The 15,674-nt window shown below is 69.9% G+C and carries 10 protein-coding genes and 1 pseudogene; 3 read left to right on the top strand and 8 right to left on the bottom strand.

Translation table 11 applies throughout. The features are described 5' to 3' along the window. Positions 1-118: 118 nt before the first annotated feature. Positions 119-1,135 (bottom strand): annotated as a pseudogene (locus tag ACFXB5_RS46485) (integrase core domain-containing protein). Positions 1,136-1,676: 541 nt separating this feature from the next. Here ACFXB5_RS46485 and ACFXB5_RS46480 point away from each other — a divergent pair. Next, positions 1,677-1,997, top strand: a complete 321-nt coding sequence (locus ACFXB5_RS46480) for a hypothetical protein (protein WP_385220172.1) — start codon at positions 1,677-1,679, stop codon at positions 1,995-1,997. 119 nt (positions 1,998-2,116) lie between these two features. Here the strand turns inward: ACFXB5_RS46480 and ACFXB5_RS46475 are convergent, their stop codons facing one another. The 6 genes from ACFXB5_RS46475 to ACFXB5_RS46450 form a co-directional block, all read right to left on the bottom strand. After that, positions 2,117-3,208: an HAD-IIIC family phosphatase gene (locus ACFXB5_RS46475; RefSeq protein WP_385220169.1), complete on the bottom strand. Its 1,092-nt coding sequence runs from the start codon at positions 3,206-3,208 to the stop codon at positions 2,117-2,119. Positions 3,209-3,220: 12 nt separating this feature from the next. Continuing rightward, a complete protein-coding gene (locus ACFXB5_RS46470; protein ID WP_385220167.1) occupies positions 3,221-4,318 on the bottom strand; it encodes an acyl-CoA dehydrogenase family protein in 1,098 nt (365 codons plus the stop codon). Further along, positions 4,311-4,574 carry an acyl carrier protein gene (locus ACFXB5_RS46465; RefSeq protein ID WP_385220164.1) on the bottom strand — a complete coding sequence of 88 codons (264 nt, stop codon included), beginning with the start codon at positions 4,572-4,574 and terminating at the stop codon, positions 4,311-4,313. Before ACFXB5_RS46465 ends, ACFXB5_RS46470 begins: the two co-directional genes overlap by 8 nt. Further along, a complete protein-coding gene (locus ACFXB5_RS46460) occupies positions 4,574-5,455 on the bottom strand; it encodes a 3-hydroxyacyl-CoA dehydrogenase family protein (RefSeq protein WP_385220161.1) in 882 nt (293 codons plus the stop codon). Before ACFXB5_RS46460 ends, ACFXB5_RS46465 begins: the two co-directional genes overlap by 1 nt. A gap of 145 nt (positions 5,456-5,600) precedes the next feature. Further along, complete coding sequence (locus ACFXB5_RS46455; RefSeq protein WP_385220158.1) at positions 5,601-6,275, bottom strand: O-methyltransferase; 675 nt, start codon at positions 6,273-6,275, stop codon at positions 5,601-5,603. A 61-nt stretch (positions 6,276-6,336) separates the two neighbouring features. After that, complete coding sequence (locus ACFXB5_RS46450) at positions 6,337-7,731, bottom strand: DHA2 family efflux MFS transporter permease subunit (RefSeq protein ID WP_385220156.1); 1,395 nt, start codon at positions 7,729-7,731, stop codon at positions 6,337-6,339. 313 nt (positions 7,732-8,044) lie between these two features. Here ACFXB5_RS46450 and ACFXB5_RS46445 point away from each other — a divergent pair, with 313 nt between their 5' ends. Further along, on the top strand, positions 8,045-8,524 hold the full coding sequence (locus ACFXB5_RS46445; RefSeq protein WP_385220153.1) for an AtaL-like protein: 480 nt from the start codon (positions 8,045-8,047) through the stop codon (positions 8,522-8,524). A gap of 107 nt (positions 8,525-8,631) precedes the next feature. Here ACFXB5_RS46445 and ACFXB5_RS46440 read toward each other — a convergent pair whose 3' ends face one another. Then, complete coding sequence (locus ACFXB5_RS46440; protein WP_385220150.1) at positions 8,632-9,801, bottom strand: FkbO/Hyg5 family chorismatase; 1,170 nt, start codon at positions 9,799-9,801, stop codon at positions 8,632-8,634. 176 nt (positions 9,802-9,977) lie between these two features. Here ACFXB5_RS46440 and ACFXB5_RS46435 point away from each other — a divergent pair. Continuing rightward, the coding region (locus ACFXB5_RS46435; RefSeq protein ID WP_385220147.1) for a beta-ketoacyl synthase N-terminal-like domain-containing protein at positions 9,978-15,674 on the top strand (5,697 nt) is incomplete at its 3' end.

Here is a 15,674-nt window from a genome sequence, read left to right as displayed (position 1 = left end):
GATCTCCCCCTCGCCCCCAGAAAACAGAGCAGTGTCCACCACACCCGAAGGTCATTTCAGGCGAACCATCACATCGACCAACAGAGTCCTGTGGGGCTCGAATAATCGTCGCTCCTGGTCAAGAGGCATATCTGTACTCGTTGTTCACGCCGCCGCCAGGATGCGAGTGCGCAGGACTCTGCGGCTGGTCGGCTCCAGGACCGGAGGTGGTCGCCCGTGAGCTTGGGGAAGTAGTTGGCATCGGGCCCGGTGGGGGCGGTGCGCGTTGTAGTGCCTCTGGGTACGTGGCCAGGGCCTGGCGCACGTGAGCTTCGCTAAGGATGAGTATGTGGTCGAGGACTTCTCGGCGGAGAGTGCCGATCACTCGTTCGCAGTGGGCGTTGGCCTTCGGTGCGCGGACCGGTGTCTTGATGATTTCGATGTCCTCGGCCTGGAACACGGCGTCGAAGGCGTCGGTGTACTTGCTGTCTCGGTCTCGGATGAGGAAGCGGAGCGAGTCCATGCGGATGCCCAGGTCGGTGGCGAGGTTGCGGGCTTGCTGGGTGGTCCAGGCCGCGGTGGGGTGTGCGGTGACGCCGGCGATGTGCAGGCGCCGGGTGTGGTGCTCGAGGAAGACCAGGGCGTACAGGCGGTGCAGGCTGATGGTGTCGATGTGGAGGAAGTCGCAGGCGATCAGGCTGGTGGCCTGTGCGGAGAGGAACCCGCGCCAGGTCGGGCCGGTGCGGCGGGGTGCGGGGTCGATTCCTGCGGTGTGGAGGATCTGCCAGACGGCAGAGGCGGCGATCGGGTGTCCGAGCCGGGCCAGTTCGCCCTGGATCCGGCGATGGCCCCATCGGCTGTTCTCACGGGTGAGGCGCAGTACGAGGTTCTTGATGGCGGTCTGTGTGGGCGGCCGTCCGGGACCGCGGCGTCGTCGGGAGTAGTCCCAGCGGCGGGGGATCAGTGAGGACAAGGAGGCGAACCACATGCGGTCCGCGGGTTCGTACCGTACTCGGCCTTGTATCTGGCGTCGTAGCACGGCGTTTTCGTGGCGCAGGACGAGAAGTTCGGCCTCCTTCGAGGTGTCCCGCTGCAGAAGCACCGTCGGGACGGCGAGAAGGCGTCGAGTCACCTGGTACAGCAGCGACACGCTCATCCCGTCATGGTCGCAGCTCTCAGCACCCCGGGTGGGGCGTTTGACCAGCAGCGATGGATAACCGAGCCCCACCGGAACCGCTGGTGCTGCGGCACGAGAACGCGGTCCTGCGCCGCCAGTTGACCGGACCGGTCCCGCTATGAGCCCGCCGACCGGTTCTGGTTCGCCGCCCTGTTCCGGGCTGATGCCCCGGCGCCACTGGCTCAAGGTATTCCCTGTCACCCCAGCACCCTGCTTGCCTGGCACCGCAGGTTCATCACCACGAAATGGGACTACACCGCGCGCCGGGGCACCGGACGCCCACCCACCCCGGCAGCGTCAAGAAGCTCGTCATACGGCTGGCGAGGGAGAATCCGACGTGGGGGCACCGGCGGATCCAAGGGGAGCTGACCCGACTCGGGCATCGGATCGCTGCCTCGACGGTGTGGGAGCTTGTTACGCGACCGCGATGGCAAGCACGGCGAGGCCTTCGAAAGTCCTGCGCACCCGAATCCTCGGCGGCCTCATCAATGAGTACAGATATGCCGTATGCCATGCAGCGATGACTTTTCGAGCGGCACAGGATCGGGCGTTCCTGGCGGCGCTGTTGCACCGGCTGCCTTTGCCCGCCCTGCGAAGATTACGGCTGCTCGTACGCCCCGACACGGTGCTGCGTTGGCACCGCGACCTGCACTCGATCCGCATCCTCGAAGACCTCGGCTGCCGCGCACGGCTCATGATCCGGGACCGGGACGGGAAGTTCCCCGCCCTCTTCGATGCCGTCCTCAAGGACGCAGGGATCGAAGTCGTCCTCAGCAGGGCATCGCGAACGCCAGACCGCTGCACCCCTTGCCCCCGCCGATCGACGATCCCGACGCGTTAGCCCGCCTCGACATACGGTGGTGATGGCCGAATCTGGCTCGCGAGTATCGCCAGGCCGCCAGAGCGAAAGGCATCGGCGCGGCTCTCAGTACCCCACCGTATTGTCGATCGGCACAGGTGTCAGGCCCTCGCCACCGGTCCCTCGATGTTCTTGGCGGTCACCGTCACCGTCGACGACGCAGGCTGCCGGGCCGGCTCCAGGTGGAGGCGTTGGGTGCCCTCGATCTCCGGGGCGTGGGTGATGGTGGACCGGCAGGCGCAGTCCTGCTCGGAGAAGCCGGCGAATCGGTAGGCGATCTCCATCATCCGGTTGCGGTCGGTGCGGCGGAAGTCGGCGACCAAGTGCACGCCACCACGGGCCGCCTGGTCGCACAGCCAGTTCAGGATGGTGGCGCCGGCGCCCCAGCTGACCACTCGGCAGGATGTCGCCAGCAGCTTCAGGTGCCAGACCTCGGGCAGCTTCTCCAGCAACACGATGCCGACCGCGCCGTGCGTGCCGAACCGGTCGGACATGGTGACCACCAGCACCTCGTGGGCCGGGTCGGCGAGCAGACCGCGGAGCGCGGCATCCGAGTAGTGCACACCGGTGGCGTTCATCTGGCTGGTGCGCAGGGTCAGTTCCTCGACCCGGGTCAGCTCCTCCTCACTGGCCTTGCCGATGGCCATGCCGAGTCGCAGTGAACGCAGGAAGTCCTCGTCCGGCCCTGCGTACTCGGTGCGCGCCGCGTCCCGCTCGAAGCCGGCACGGTACATCTCCCGGCGACGGCGGGAATCCACGGTGGAGGCGGGCGGGGAGAACTCCGGCAGGTCGGGAAGGGCCAGCGCCCGCCCGGCGTCGTAGGTCCGCACTTCGGGGAGGTGGTAGGTGACCTCGGCCCGTTCGGCGGGCTGGTCGTCGATGAAGGCGATGGTGCCGTGCGCGAAGTTGAGCCGTTCGGCGATCTCCCGGACGGAGCCGGACTTCGGCCCCCAGCCGATCCTGGGCAGCAGGAAGTACTCGGCCACCCCCAGCGCCTCCAGCTTGGCCCAGGCGTGGTCGTGGTCGTTCTTGCTGGCGATCGACTGGAGGATGCCCCTGTGGTCCAGCTCCTCGATGACCTCGCGCAGTCCGTCGAAGAGCCTGACCTCGCCGTCCTCCAGGAGCGTCCCCTTCCACAGCGTGTTGTCGAGGTCCCACACCACACACTTGACGATCGTGACCTGCCCGTCCACCGTGTTCTCCTCTCAGCCCGAGACGGACAGCGCGTGCTGGGCCAACATCAGCCGGCACATTTCATTGCTGCCCTCGATGATCTCCATCAACTTGGCGTCCCGGTACGCGCGGGCCACCACGTGTCCGTCCGACGCGCCCGCAGACGCGAGGACCTGAACGGCGGTGGCCGCGGCGGCCGCCGCCTGGGTGGCACCGACGTGCTTGGCCAGCACCGCGGCGGTCACCATGTCCGGGGACCCCTCGTCCCAGCGGTGGCTGGCGTGCTCGCACACCCGGGTGGCGGTCTGCTCGGCCACCAGCAGGTCGGCCAGGTGGCCGCCGATCAGCTGGTGCTGCGCGAGCGGCCGACCGAACTGCTCACGGGACTTGGCGTGGCGGGAGGCCGCCGCCAGGCAGGCCCGCAGGATGCCGACGCAGCCCCAGGCCACCGACATCCGGCCGTACGACAGCGCGGCGGTGACCAACATGGTCAGCGCCGCACCGGCACCGCCCAGGACGTGACCGCGCGGCAGCCGCACCGAGTCGAGCCGGATGCCCGCGTGCCCGGCGGCCCGGCAGCCCATCGGGTCGGCTACCCGCTCGACGGCGACACCGGGGGCATCGGCGGGCACCAGCACCGCCGCGGCCCCGTCGCCATAACGGCCGAAGATGACCAGCAGGTCGGCGTAGTGCGCCGCGGTGACCCAGACCTTGCGGCCGTCCACCACTACGTCGTCACCATCAAGGCGGATCTCGGTGCTGATCGCCGACAGGTCACTGCCCGCCTGGGGCTCGCTGAAGCCGACGGCGGCCAGCGTGCCGGAGGTCAGGCGCGGCAGGTAGTCGGCGCGCTGCTGGACGCTGCCCAGCCGCTGGATGGTCCAGGCGGCCATGCCCTGCGAGGTCATGACGGACCGCAGCGAACTGCACAGGCTGCCCACGTGTGCGGTGAACCGGCCGTTGTCCAGGCTGCTCAGCCCGAGTCCGCCGTACTGTTCGGGAACCTCGCCACACAGCAGGCCGGCCTCGCCCAGCTTCCGCAGCAGCTCGGCGGGGATCAGGCCGGCCAGGTCCCAGGTGTCGGCGCGGTCCCCGACCAGCTCACTGACCAAGGCCTCGCGGTCATTCACCGGCGGCCTGCCGCAACCGGTCGACCATCGCGACCATCGCGTTGACGGTGCGGAAGTTCGTGAGCTGAAGGTCCGGGCCGGCCACCATGATGCCGAAGGTCGACTCCAGATGGACGACCAGCTCCATGGCGAAGAGCGAGGACAGGCCTCCGTCGGCGAACAGGTCGCGGTCGGGCGTCCACGGGGTCTTGGTCCGCTCCTCGAGGAAGGACAGCAGCTGCTGTTCGACGGACGCGTTCTCCGTGCTGGTACCCATCACATCGCCCTTTCGTAGGTGTAGAAGCCGCGGCCGCTCTTACGGCCGTGGTGTCCGTCGCGGACCTTGGACAGCAGCAGTTCGCACGGTCGGCAGCCCTCGTCACCGGTACGCCGGTACAGCACCCACAGCGAGTCGACGAGGTTGTCGATACCGATCAGATCGGCTGTGCGCAGTGGTCCGGTGGGGTGCCCCAGACAGCCCTGCATCAGGGCGTCGACGTCCTCGATGGAGGCCGTGCCCTCCTCCACCACCCGCGCCGCGTCGTTGATCATCGGGTGCAGCACCCGGCTGGTGACGAACCCGGGGGCGTCGTTCACCACGATGACCTTGCGTCGCAGCCGGTCCAGCAGCTCCCGGGTGGCACGCAGCGCGGCCTCGCCGGTGCGCGGGCCGCGGATCAACTCGACGGTCGGGATCAGGTACGACGGGTTCATGAAGTGGGTGCCGAGGAGGTCCTCGGGTCGGCCGACCGCGCCCGCCAGTTCGTCGATCGGAATCGAGGAGGTGTTGGAGATCAGTGGGGTGCCGGGCGTGACCGCCGGGGCCACCTCGGCCAGCACCTTGGCCTTCAGGTCGGCGTCCTCGGTGATGGCCTCGATCACCGCGGCCGGGCCCGCCCCCCAGGCCACCTCGGCCGGGGCGGTGACCTCGGTCAGCTCGCCGGTGGTGACGCCCTTCGGCAGCGCACCCATCATCTGCGCCATCCGCAGGCCCTCCCGGATCCGGCCGCGGGCCACCGGCAGTACGCTCTCCGCGGTGTCCACCAGGGTGACCGGCACTCCGTGGGCGAGGGCCAGCGTGGTGATGCCGACGCCCATCACACCGGCGCCGAGCACCACCAGCGCCCGGTCCTGCGGCTCATGAGCTGCTGACGTCACATGTCCTCCCGAACGTTCACTTCCGTGGGGCCGCGGCCCGGCGGCGGGCCGGTCGGGCGGCGGGGGGCCGGGCTGCCATGGCCGCCGGCGCGGTGCGGCCGGGCGGCGGGGCGTGCCGGCAAGGGGGTGGGGGTAGTGCGGTGGATCAGGCGGTGGTACGGCGGACCAGCGTGATGCCGTCGGCGACCGGCAGCAGCGACAGCTCGACGCGGTCGTCGGTGAACAGCGTGGCGTTCAGCTCGCGCACCGCGACCGTGTCGGGATCCTGCGCGGCGGGGTCCACGACCCGGCCGAAGAACAGCGTGTTGTCGATGACCACCAGACCTCCCGGCCGCACCAGCCGCAGCGCCTGCTCGTAGTAGGCCGGGTAGCTCGCCTTGTCGGCATCGACGAAGACCAGGTCGAAGGAGTCCGGACCGAAGCCGACCTCGGCCAGCAGGGCGTCCAGGGTCTCGGTGGCCCGGCCGACGCGTACCTCGATGCGGTCGGCGACGCCCGCGCGCTTCCAGTACTCGCGGCCGACGGACGGCCACTTGTCGGTGACGTCACATGTCACGATCCGGCCGTCGAGCGGCAGCGCGCGGGCCATGCACAGCGTGCTGTACCCGGTGTAGGTGCCGATCTCCAGGACGGTACTCGCCTGCGTGAGCGAGACCAGCAGCGCCAGCAGCTGGCCCTCCTCCGCGGCCACCGGGAGGGTTGTGCCGCCCGGCAGCCCGGCGGTCTCCTCGCGGAGGCCGCGCAGGATCTCGTCGTCACGCAGCGAGACTGAGGTGATGTAGTCCAGCAGCTCCGCGGACGTGCTCACTTGGTTCGCCATGGCCCCCATGGTGGGAGAGCACGCCGCGGCGCAGCGGGGCCGGAATCGTTTCTAGGGGGGTTTAGGGGGTCGGATTCGCGTCGGCGACCGACTCCTTCTCCGACTTCGACTCCAGCGTGCCGGCCGCCTCGCTGTCGCGGACCCGCAGGGTCAGCAGCAGCGCCACGATCGCGAGTCCGCTGGTGATGACGAAGCCCAGCTGGTACGTGGAAAGGTCCGGAGCACCGGAGTCGGTGGTGGTGCCCAGGCCGGCCAGGACGGTGCTGAGCAGGCTGACGCCGAGCGCGGCGCCGGTCTGGGTGGCCGTGCTGAACAGCGAGGAGGCGACCCCGACCTGGTTCGGCGTCAGGGTGGCGAACGACGTGGTCTGCGCGGCGTTGTAGGCGATGGCGCTGACCGCGCCGGTGTAAAGCATGATCAGCCACACCAGCCACCGCTGGGTGCCGCCGTCGATCAACGCCATCAGCGCCAGGCCCACGAACGAGGCGGTCAGCGACACCAGCAGGTGTCTGCGCGGACCGAGCCGGTGGTACATCTTCACCGCGACCTGTGCCCCGACGATGGCCCCGACGGCGGCGGGGCCGATGTCGATGCCGACGCGCAGGGCCGAGCGGCCGAACGCCTCCTGGTACAGCAGCGGGAACACGAAGTTGTACGCGGCGTTGAACGCGGTGATCATCAAGATGATGCCGGAGCTGATCCGGAAGATGTGGTTGCCGAAGACCCTCAGGTCCAACAGGGGGTGACCGGCCCGCAGTTCGGTGAGGACCAGTAGCCCCAGCAGCACCACGCCGCCGATGACGCAGCCGAGCACCAGCACCGAGGTCCAGCCCTCGGTCACGCTCTTGTTCAGCCCGTACATGAGCAGGGTGAGCCCGCCGGCCGAGTAGACGAAGCCGAGGACGTCGAACGGGTTGCGCGCCCGTTCCCCGTCGTCGTCCAGGAAGAACACGGCGAACAGGGTCGCGGCGACGCCTATGGGCAGGTTGATGTAGAAGATCCAGCGCCAGGAGAGCGAGTCGGCGATGAACCCGCCGAGCACCGATCCGATCAGCGGGGCGGCGGCGATCGGGATGGTCATCACCCGGCTGGCCTTGATCCGCTCCTCCGGCGGGAAGGTGCGCACCAGCATCGCCATCACCACCGGCCCGAACAGGCCGCCGCTGAGGCCCTGGATGAGCCGGAAGATCATCAGTGCCGACAGGTTCTGGGACACCCCGCATGCGACGGAGGCGACGGTGAAGACGACCAGCCCCAGCACGAACACCTGCTTGGTGCCCCACCGGTCGCCGCACCAGCTCGCCGCGGGGATGCCGATGACCAGGCCCAACAGGTAACTGACCACGACAACACCGGCGCTGACCGTGTCGACGTGGTAGTCCCGGCTGATCGCCGGCAGTGCCACAGTCACGATCGTCATGTCGAGCATGCGCACGAACATGGAGACGGTGAACATCACGCTGACTGATAATTTCGGATTAAGTCGTGGCGCTCTCATCTGTTCCTCCGGATCAGGGCACGTTGCACGGGGCATACATTCCCATCATCCGCTCATCTTGGTCAAGGCAAAGAATATGGCGCTGAGCTGCGGAAACGCCGGTCACCCGGGTGGCGTGGGACAAATAATTACCGCCCGATGGACAGACGTTGGAAAACTCCGAATTCCCGGTACGACCGGGCCCGCTCTACGCTCGCGGCTGCCGAGCCGTCAGCCGAAGACCGTGCGGCCGCACCGGGTAGGGCGCCGCACCCGCTGAGAGCGAGAACAAGTGGCCATCATCATTTCTCATTCCGCCCTGATCAACGATTCCACGACTGAAAACCAGGACGGCATCAGCTACGACGCGCTGTGGGAGACCCTCCTCCGCAAGGCGGAATACCCGGTCGACTACGTGGCGCAAATCAGTGAGTGCCGCATCGTCGAGCGGTACCCCGACGGTTTCTTGCGGGAGGCGGTCTTCTTCGGCAAGGACACCGTGCGGGAACGCGTCACGCCGCGCCGCGACCAGTGGCGCATCGACTTCGAGGTGATGGACGACCCGCGTTTCACCGCGGTCATCAACGAACTCGACCAGGACCCCGAGGGCCGTTTCCGCTACACCGTCTCGGTGGTGTTGTCGGAGCGTTCCGCCAAGCGCATCACCGAGGTCGAGGGACTGCTCGCGGAGACCGACGCGGGCGTGCTGGAGACGGCCCGCCAGACCGCGGAGACGCTGCGCAAGGTGACGCTGGACCCCGCCACGGCCTGAATTCCCGCTCCTGCCGTGCCACGGCCGGACCAGGACATTACGGCGCCCCGGGCCATATTCCGGGGCGCCGATCGGCATTCCGAGGGCGCGGGGCGCGCCCGACCGTCCTACATGACCACGCCCTCGATCTCCACCAGCAGATCGGAACGGCAGACGTCCACCGTCAGGTACACGATATCGGCGTCCGGTGAGAACGCCTCCCGGCAGATCTCGCGCACCGCGGGCATATCCTCGGACCTGCGGACATACACCTTGATATTGCGCAGCGCCGTCAGCCCGTGGCCGGCGGATATGCCGTGCGCGGCCAGATTCCCGCCGCTGATGACGAGTTCGATGTTCTCCAGCGCCAGTCGGCACTGCTTGACCAGGTCGCCCTCGTGCGCCGTCTCATGGCCGAGCACGCTGGCGGTGCCGGACACGAAGACCTGGCCGCCGACCCCGTCCACGGCTCTGGAGGGCAGGTAGGTGGCGCGGGCGAAGCGCGGCGCACGCGGGCCGTACCGCTTCGGGTAGTGGTAGGCCGGCACCTGCCGGGGGTTCTCGATGTGCACATGCCCGCCGGACCGGCAGGCCAGCAGGTAGAAGGCGATCCCGCCGCCCCGGGAGCCGATCCCGGTGGCCGCCGGGAACTGGTCGAACTCCAGTCGGCACTGCTCGAACGCCTCGGCCCGGCCGCGGCAGAAGTCGCGGTAGACCTCCATGCCCTCCGCGTTGTCGCGATTGATGTCACCGATGAAGTTCCACATGCGGAACACACTGGAGTAGCCGAATTCCTCCAGCAGCTCGAACATGGTGACGTACGCCGCTCTGGTGGCTTCCGTGTACCGCCCGGTGGGTGGTACACGACCGGCGCAGAAGAAGTACTCGCCGTCGTGCGCGTAGGTGATTCCGTCGCGTTCGCCGTGCTCCGCTTCGGCGTCCGTCACCCACACCTCGGCGAAGGGCTCCGCGGTCGGGGCTACCATGTTGATTTCGAGTTCTGGATAGCCGTGGTCAAGGGTCGGATATTCGCACACGGACGCGTAGTTGACGACCCCGAGGATCTTTCTTCCGGCCGGGGGTACTCCCCTGGCGCGCCCGTTTTCGAAGTACGACGTCAACCCATTCAGGACAAGCGATGACGGGTTCAATGTGGCTCCGCGTTCTCTCTTCGGGTTGCTTTCTCGTGGCCCCGGGAACGATGCGCCGGAGCCGTTCTTGCGGCCCGCCAAAAAAGCTACACTGCGCCCCGACCGGGCCGCGGCGGCGACCGGTGAGTACAAAAAAATAGTGACCACTAGGGGGCGGCTAGGGGGGTGTTACGGGCTTCCACTTGGTTAATGTGCCGCCTGCTGGCCGCTTTTACGGACACGGCCTTTGGAATAAGCCGGGATTGACGTCCGCGGGTCGGCGGGCACCGTCAGCGGAGCGCCGACCGACCGGGACGACCGGTACGACCGAGAGGTGTGGTGGCATGCTCCGTCGCGAGCTGATCCGGCCGTTGCCCGAGCTGCTGAAAGCGCACGCGGCCCGCAGGGGAACCCAGACCGCGTTCGCCGACTCGAGGCGTGGCGTCAACTACGCCCAGTTGGAGGGGCGCACCCGTCGACTGGCCGGACACCTCGCCCAGCTGCGGCTGCTGCCCGGCGACCGGGCCGCCATCTACCTGGGCAACTGCGTCGAGACCATCGAGAGCTATCTGGCCATCGCGCGCGCCAGCGCGATCGGCGTGCCCATCAACCCGCACTCCTCCACCGCCGAGCTCGCCTACCTGCTCGACGACAGCGCGGCCCGGGTCATCGTCACCGACCACACCCGGCTGCCCCAGGTGCGCCGGCTCCAGGCGGAACGGCCGCATCTGACCGTGGTGGTGACCGGCGACGAGGAAAGCGGCGCGGTGCCGTTCGACGCGCTCGCCGAGACCGAACCGCAGCAGCCCGCCCGCGACGACCTCGGGCTGGACGACATCGCCTGGATGCTCTACACCTCCGGCACCACCGGTCGGCCCAAGGGCGTGCTGTCCACCCAGCGCAGCTGCCTGTGGTCGGTGGCCGCCTCGTCCGCCGGTGTGCTGGGGCTCTCCGAGACCGACCGGGTGCTGTGGCCGGTGCCGCTGTTCCACAGCCTGGCGCACATCTACTGCGTGCTCAGCGTGACCGCGGTCGGCGCGACCGCGCGGATCACCGAGGCGTTCGACGCCGAGGAACTGCTGCACACACTGCGCGCCGAGGAGTTCACCTTCCTGGCCGGTGTGCCGACCATGTACCACTACTTGCTGGACGCCGCCCGGGACGGCGACCTGTCGCTGCCGAACCTGCGGGTGTGCCTGTCGGCCGGCGCGATCAGCACCGCGACGCTGCGCGCCGAGTTCCAGGAGACCTTCGGCGTCCCGCTGCTCGACTGCTACGGCAGCACCGAGACCTGCGGCCTGATCACCGCCAACTGGCCGAACGGGACCCAGGTCGAGGGCTCCTGCGGACTGCCGGTGCCCGGCCTGACCGTACGGATCGTCGACCCGGAGACCCACGAGAGTGTCGAGACCGGCGAGGAGGGCGAGATCTGGGTCGGCGGGCCCAGCCTGATGGTCGGCTACTACAACCAGCCGGAGGCGACCGAGGCGGCGCTGCCCCGCGGCTGGTACCGCACCGGCGACCTCGGCCGCCGAGACGACCTCGGCTACCACACCATCACCGGGCGGCTCAGCGAGCTGATCATCCGCAGCGGGGAGAACATCCACCCGACCGAGGTTGAGCAGGTGCTGCTGCGAGTGCCGGGCGTGGCCGACGCGGCGGTCGTCGGCTCGGCCCACCCCGCCCTCGGCGAGGTGCCGGTCGCGTTCCTCGTGCCGGCCGCGGACGGCTTCGACCCGGACGAGGTGTTCGCCGCCTGCCGCGAGCACCTGGCGTACTTCAAGGTGCCGGAGGAGCTGTACGAAATCGGTTCCGTACCGCGCACCGGGTCCGGGAAGATCAAGCGGCACGCGCTGGCGCAGAGCCCGGCCCGGCTGCGGGCGGTGAGCTCCGGGTCGTTCGAGTCGCTGTTCCGCGTGGAGTGGACAGCGCCGGCACCGGCGACTGAGGCCGGGCCAGTCGACGGCGACCAGGCGACGTCCGCGCACCGGGCCGGTGGCAGCGTGGCGACGGCGGACCCCGAAGCGCCCGGGTCGGCGGTCGTGGACTGCCCGCGCGGCTCCCTCGGCGAGGTGCTGCGCGCGGTGCGGGCCGGGCTGGCCGACCAGTCCGGCGGCCGGGTGGCGGTGCTGACCCACGGCGTGGGCCACGACCCGGCGCAGGCCGCGGCCTGGGGGCTGGTGGAGTCGATGCGGGGGGACGCGCCGCACGACGCGCTGGTGCTGGTGGACGCCGACGGCGGCGAGGCGACCGCCGCGCTGTCGGCCGTCCTGGCGTCCGGGCAGCCACGGGCGCTGGTGCGCGGCGGCGAGGTGCGGGTCCCCCGGCTGGCACGGGCGGGGAGCGGGCAGCGGGTGAGTCGGCCGGACCCGGACGGCACCGTGCTGGTCTCCGGCGCGGACCAGGAGCAGGCCGCCGAGCTCGCCGGGCATCTGGTCGCCGCGCACGGCGTACGGCATGTGCGGCTGCTCGCCCGCACGGCCGTACCGGAGTTGGTCGCGCGCCTGACCGAGCTGGGTGCGTCCGTGACTCAGACGGTCCGCGCGCCCGGCGACCGGGCATCGCTGGCGGAGGCGTTCCAGACGGCCGGGCCGCCGGTCACGGCCGTGCTGCAAGTGGCCGGTCCGGAGACGCTGCCGACCACGCTCGCCGGCGAGGTCGAACTCGGCCCGCTCCAGGACGCGCTGGCCCTGGACGAGCTCACCCGGGAAGCGCCCCCGACACTGTTCGTGCTCTCCGCACCGATCGACAACGGCCCGGCACACGCGGTCTTCCAGACGGTGGCCAACCGCCGGCGCGCCGGGGGGCTGCCCGCGCTGGCCCTCGGCTGGGGGCCACGCGAGGAGCTGACGTCTCGGGAGAGGCTCGCCCTGTTCGACGCGGCGACCACGGTGGACGACGCGTCGGTTCTGGCGATACGGCACGAACTGGCCGCATCGGCTGTCGACACCGGCGCCGCCGAACGGCTGGCCCGGCTCCCCGAGGCGGAGCGCGACCGTGCCCTGCTCGACCTGGTGCTGTCCGAGGTGGGCGTGATCACCGGCGGTCGGCCGGTACACGGCCGACAGTCGTTCCGCGACATCGGCATGACGTCCACCAGCGCCGTGGAACTGCGCGGCCGACTGACGGCGGCGACTGGTCTGGCGCTACCCGCCACACTCGCCTTCGACTACCCCAACCCCGACGCCCTGGCGGCCTACCTCGGCGGCCGTCTGTTCGGCGACATATCCGCGGCGGGCCCCGACACGGAGCCGGCGGACCCCGCCGCTCCATCCGGTGAGCCGATCGCGATCGTCGGGATGGCCTGCCGACTGCCGGGTGGCGTGACCTCACCCGAGGAACTGTGGGAACTGCTGTCCTCAGGCGGCGACGGCATCTCCGGCTTCCCGACCGATCGTGGCTGGGACCTGGAACACCTCTACGACCCCGACCCGGACCACCCCGGCACCTCCTACGTCCGCGAAGGCGGCTTCCTCCACGACGCCGGCGACTTCGACGCCGCCCTGTTCGGCATCTCGCCACGCGAGGCAGTGGCCATGGACCCACAGCAGCGGCTGTTGCTGGAGACCACCTGGGAGGTGCTGGAACGCGCGGGCATCGACCCCACCTCACTCCGCGGCAGCCGCACCGGCGTCTTCGCCGGCGTCATGTACCACGACTACATCTCGCGCCTGCGCACCGTGCCGCCGGAGCTGGAGGGCTATCTGAGCAGTGGTGGCTCGGGGAGCGTGGTGTCGGGCCGGGTGTCCTACACATTCGGGTTCGAGGGCCCGGCCGTGTCGGTCGACACCGCCTGCTCCTCCTCCCTGGTCGCCCTGCACCTGGCCGTCCAGGCACTGCGCGCCGGCGAGTGCACCCTCGCCGTCGCCGGCGGCGTCACCGTCATGGCCTCCCCCTCCTCCTACATCGAATTCAGCCGCCAACGCGGCCTCTCCCCCGACGGACGCTGCAAATCCTTCGCCGCCACCGCCGACGGCGCCGCCTGGTCCGAAGGCGCCGGCCTGCTGCTGGTCGAGCGGCTGTCCGACGCCCAGCGGCTCGGGCATCCGGTGCTGGGGGTGGTACGTGGCACCGCCGTCAACCAGGACGGCGCCTCCAACGGCCTCACCGCCCCCAACGGCCCCTCCCAACAACGCGTCATCCGCGACGCACTCACCAACGCCCAACTGACGGCGACCGACATCGACCTCATCGAGGCGCATGGCACCGGCACCAAACTCGGCGACCCGATCGAAGCCCAGGCCCTGATCGCCACCTACGGGCAGAACCGTGATCAACCCGTGCGGCTCGGATCGCTGAAGTCCAACATCGGCCACACCCAAGCCGCCGCCGGAGTGGCCGGCATCATCAAAACCGTCATGGCCATGCGCCACGGCATGATGCCCAAGACCCTGCACATCGACGAGCCGACCCCCGAAGTCGACTGGACCACCGGCACCGTCGAGCTCCTCACGGAATCCCGCGACTGGCCCACCACCGCCCAGCACCCCCGACGCGCGGCCGTCTCCTCCTTCGGCGTCAGCGGCACCAACGCGCACGTCATCCTCGAACAGGCCCCCACCACACCAGAACCCGACACCCCGGAGGCACCCTCGGCAGGACCGGTGCCCTGGATACTCTCCGCACACACCGAACCCGCCCTGCGGGAGCTGGCGCGGCGGTTGGTGACGCGGGACGAGGGGTCCGTAACGGACGTGGCCTACTCGCTGCTGCACGGTCGCGGGGCGCTGCCCTGCCGGGCGGTCATGATCGGCGCGACACGGGAGGACTTCGCCGCCGAACTCGACGCGTTGACCTGCGGGTCCGGTCGGGCATCGAAGGTGGTCTTCGTCTTCCCCGGCCAGGGTTCGCAGTGGATCGGTATGGGCCGTCGGCTGTGGGAGAGCTCCGCCGTATTCCGCGACAGCGTGCTGCGCACCGACCGCGCGCTGGCCGAGTTCGTGGACTGGTCGGCCGCGGCCGTGCTGGCCGGCGAGCCGGGGACGCCGGACCTGGACCGGGTGGACGTGGTCCAGCCGGTGCTGTTCACGGTGATGGTGGCGCTGGCCGACGTGTGGCGGTCCTACGGCGTGGAGCCCGCGGCCGTGGTGGGGCACTCACAGGGCGAGATCGCCGCCGCACACGTGGCGGGCGGCCTGTCGTTGCGGGACGCGGCCCGGGTGGTCGCACTGCGCAGCAGGGCGCTGACCGCGCTGGCCGGTGAGGGCGGCATGGTCGTCGTCCAGCGGTCGGTGGCATACGTGGAGGACCTGCTGAGCCAGTGGGAGGGCCGGCTGTCGGTCGCGGTGGTGAACGGGCCGGAGGCAGTGGTGGTGTCCGGTCAGGTCGCCGCGCTGGAGGAGCTGCTGGCCACCGAGGACCGCGCCCGGCGAGTCGCGGTGGACTACGCGTCCCACTCGGCACAGGTGGAGCGGATCGAGGAGGAGCTGGCCCGAACGCTGACCGGCGTCCAGCCGATGACGTCGCGGGTGCCGCTGTTCTCCACCGTGGAGCGGGACTGGATCGACACCGCGTCGATGGACACCGGCTACTGGTACCGGAACCTACGCCAGACGGTGTGGTTCGACGATGCGGTCGGCCGCCTTTCCGAGGCTGGTTTTGATGTGTTCGTCGAGGTCAGCCCGCATCCGGTGCTCACCGCGAGCGTACGGGAGAGCTGCCCGGAGGCGGTGGTCACCGGGACGCTGCGGCGCGACCACGACGACGTGGCGGCGCTGCTCGCCTCGGCACGCGAGCTCCACATCGGGGGTGCCCAGGTGGACTGGGCCGCGGTGGTCGGGGAGGGCCGGCGGGTGGACCTGCCGACCTACCCGTTCCAACGGGACCGGTACTGGCTGGAGCGCGGGTCCGGCTCGAGTGGCGACGCCGCCGGGCTGGGGCTATTGCCGACGCGGTATCCGCTGCTGGGCGCGGTGACCACGATCGCCGGAAGCGGCGCGGTCGTGCTGTCGGGCCGGCTGTCGGTGGCCTCAATGCCATGGCTGGCCGTCCACCCGGTGGCCGGCACGCACGTCCTCCCGGGCCCCCCGCAGGGCGACATC

The organism is Streptomyces sp. NPDC059455 (genome assembly GCF_042750115.1).
In the GTDB taxonomy this organism is placed as follows: Bacteria; Actinomycetota; Actinomycetes; order Streptomycetales; family Streptomycetaceae; genus Streptomyces; species Streptomyces endocoffeicus.
The sequence above is the reverse complement of the archived record's forward strand: the minus strand, read 5'-3'. Positions and strand labels throughout refer to the sequence as shown.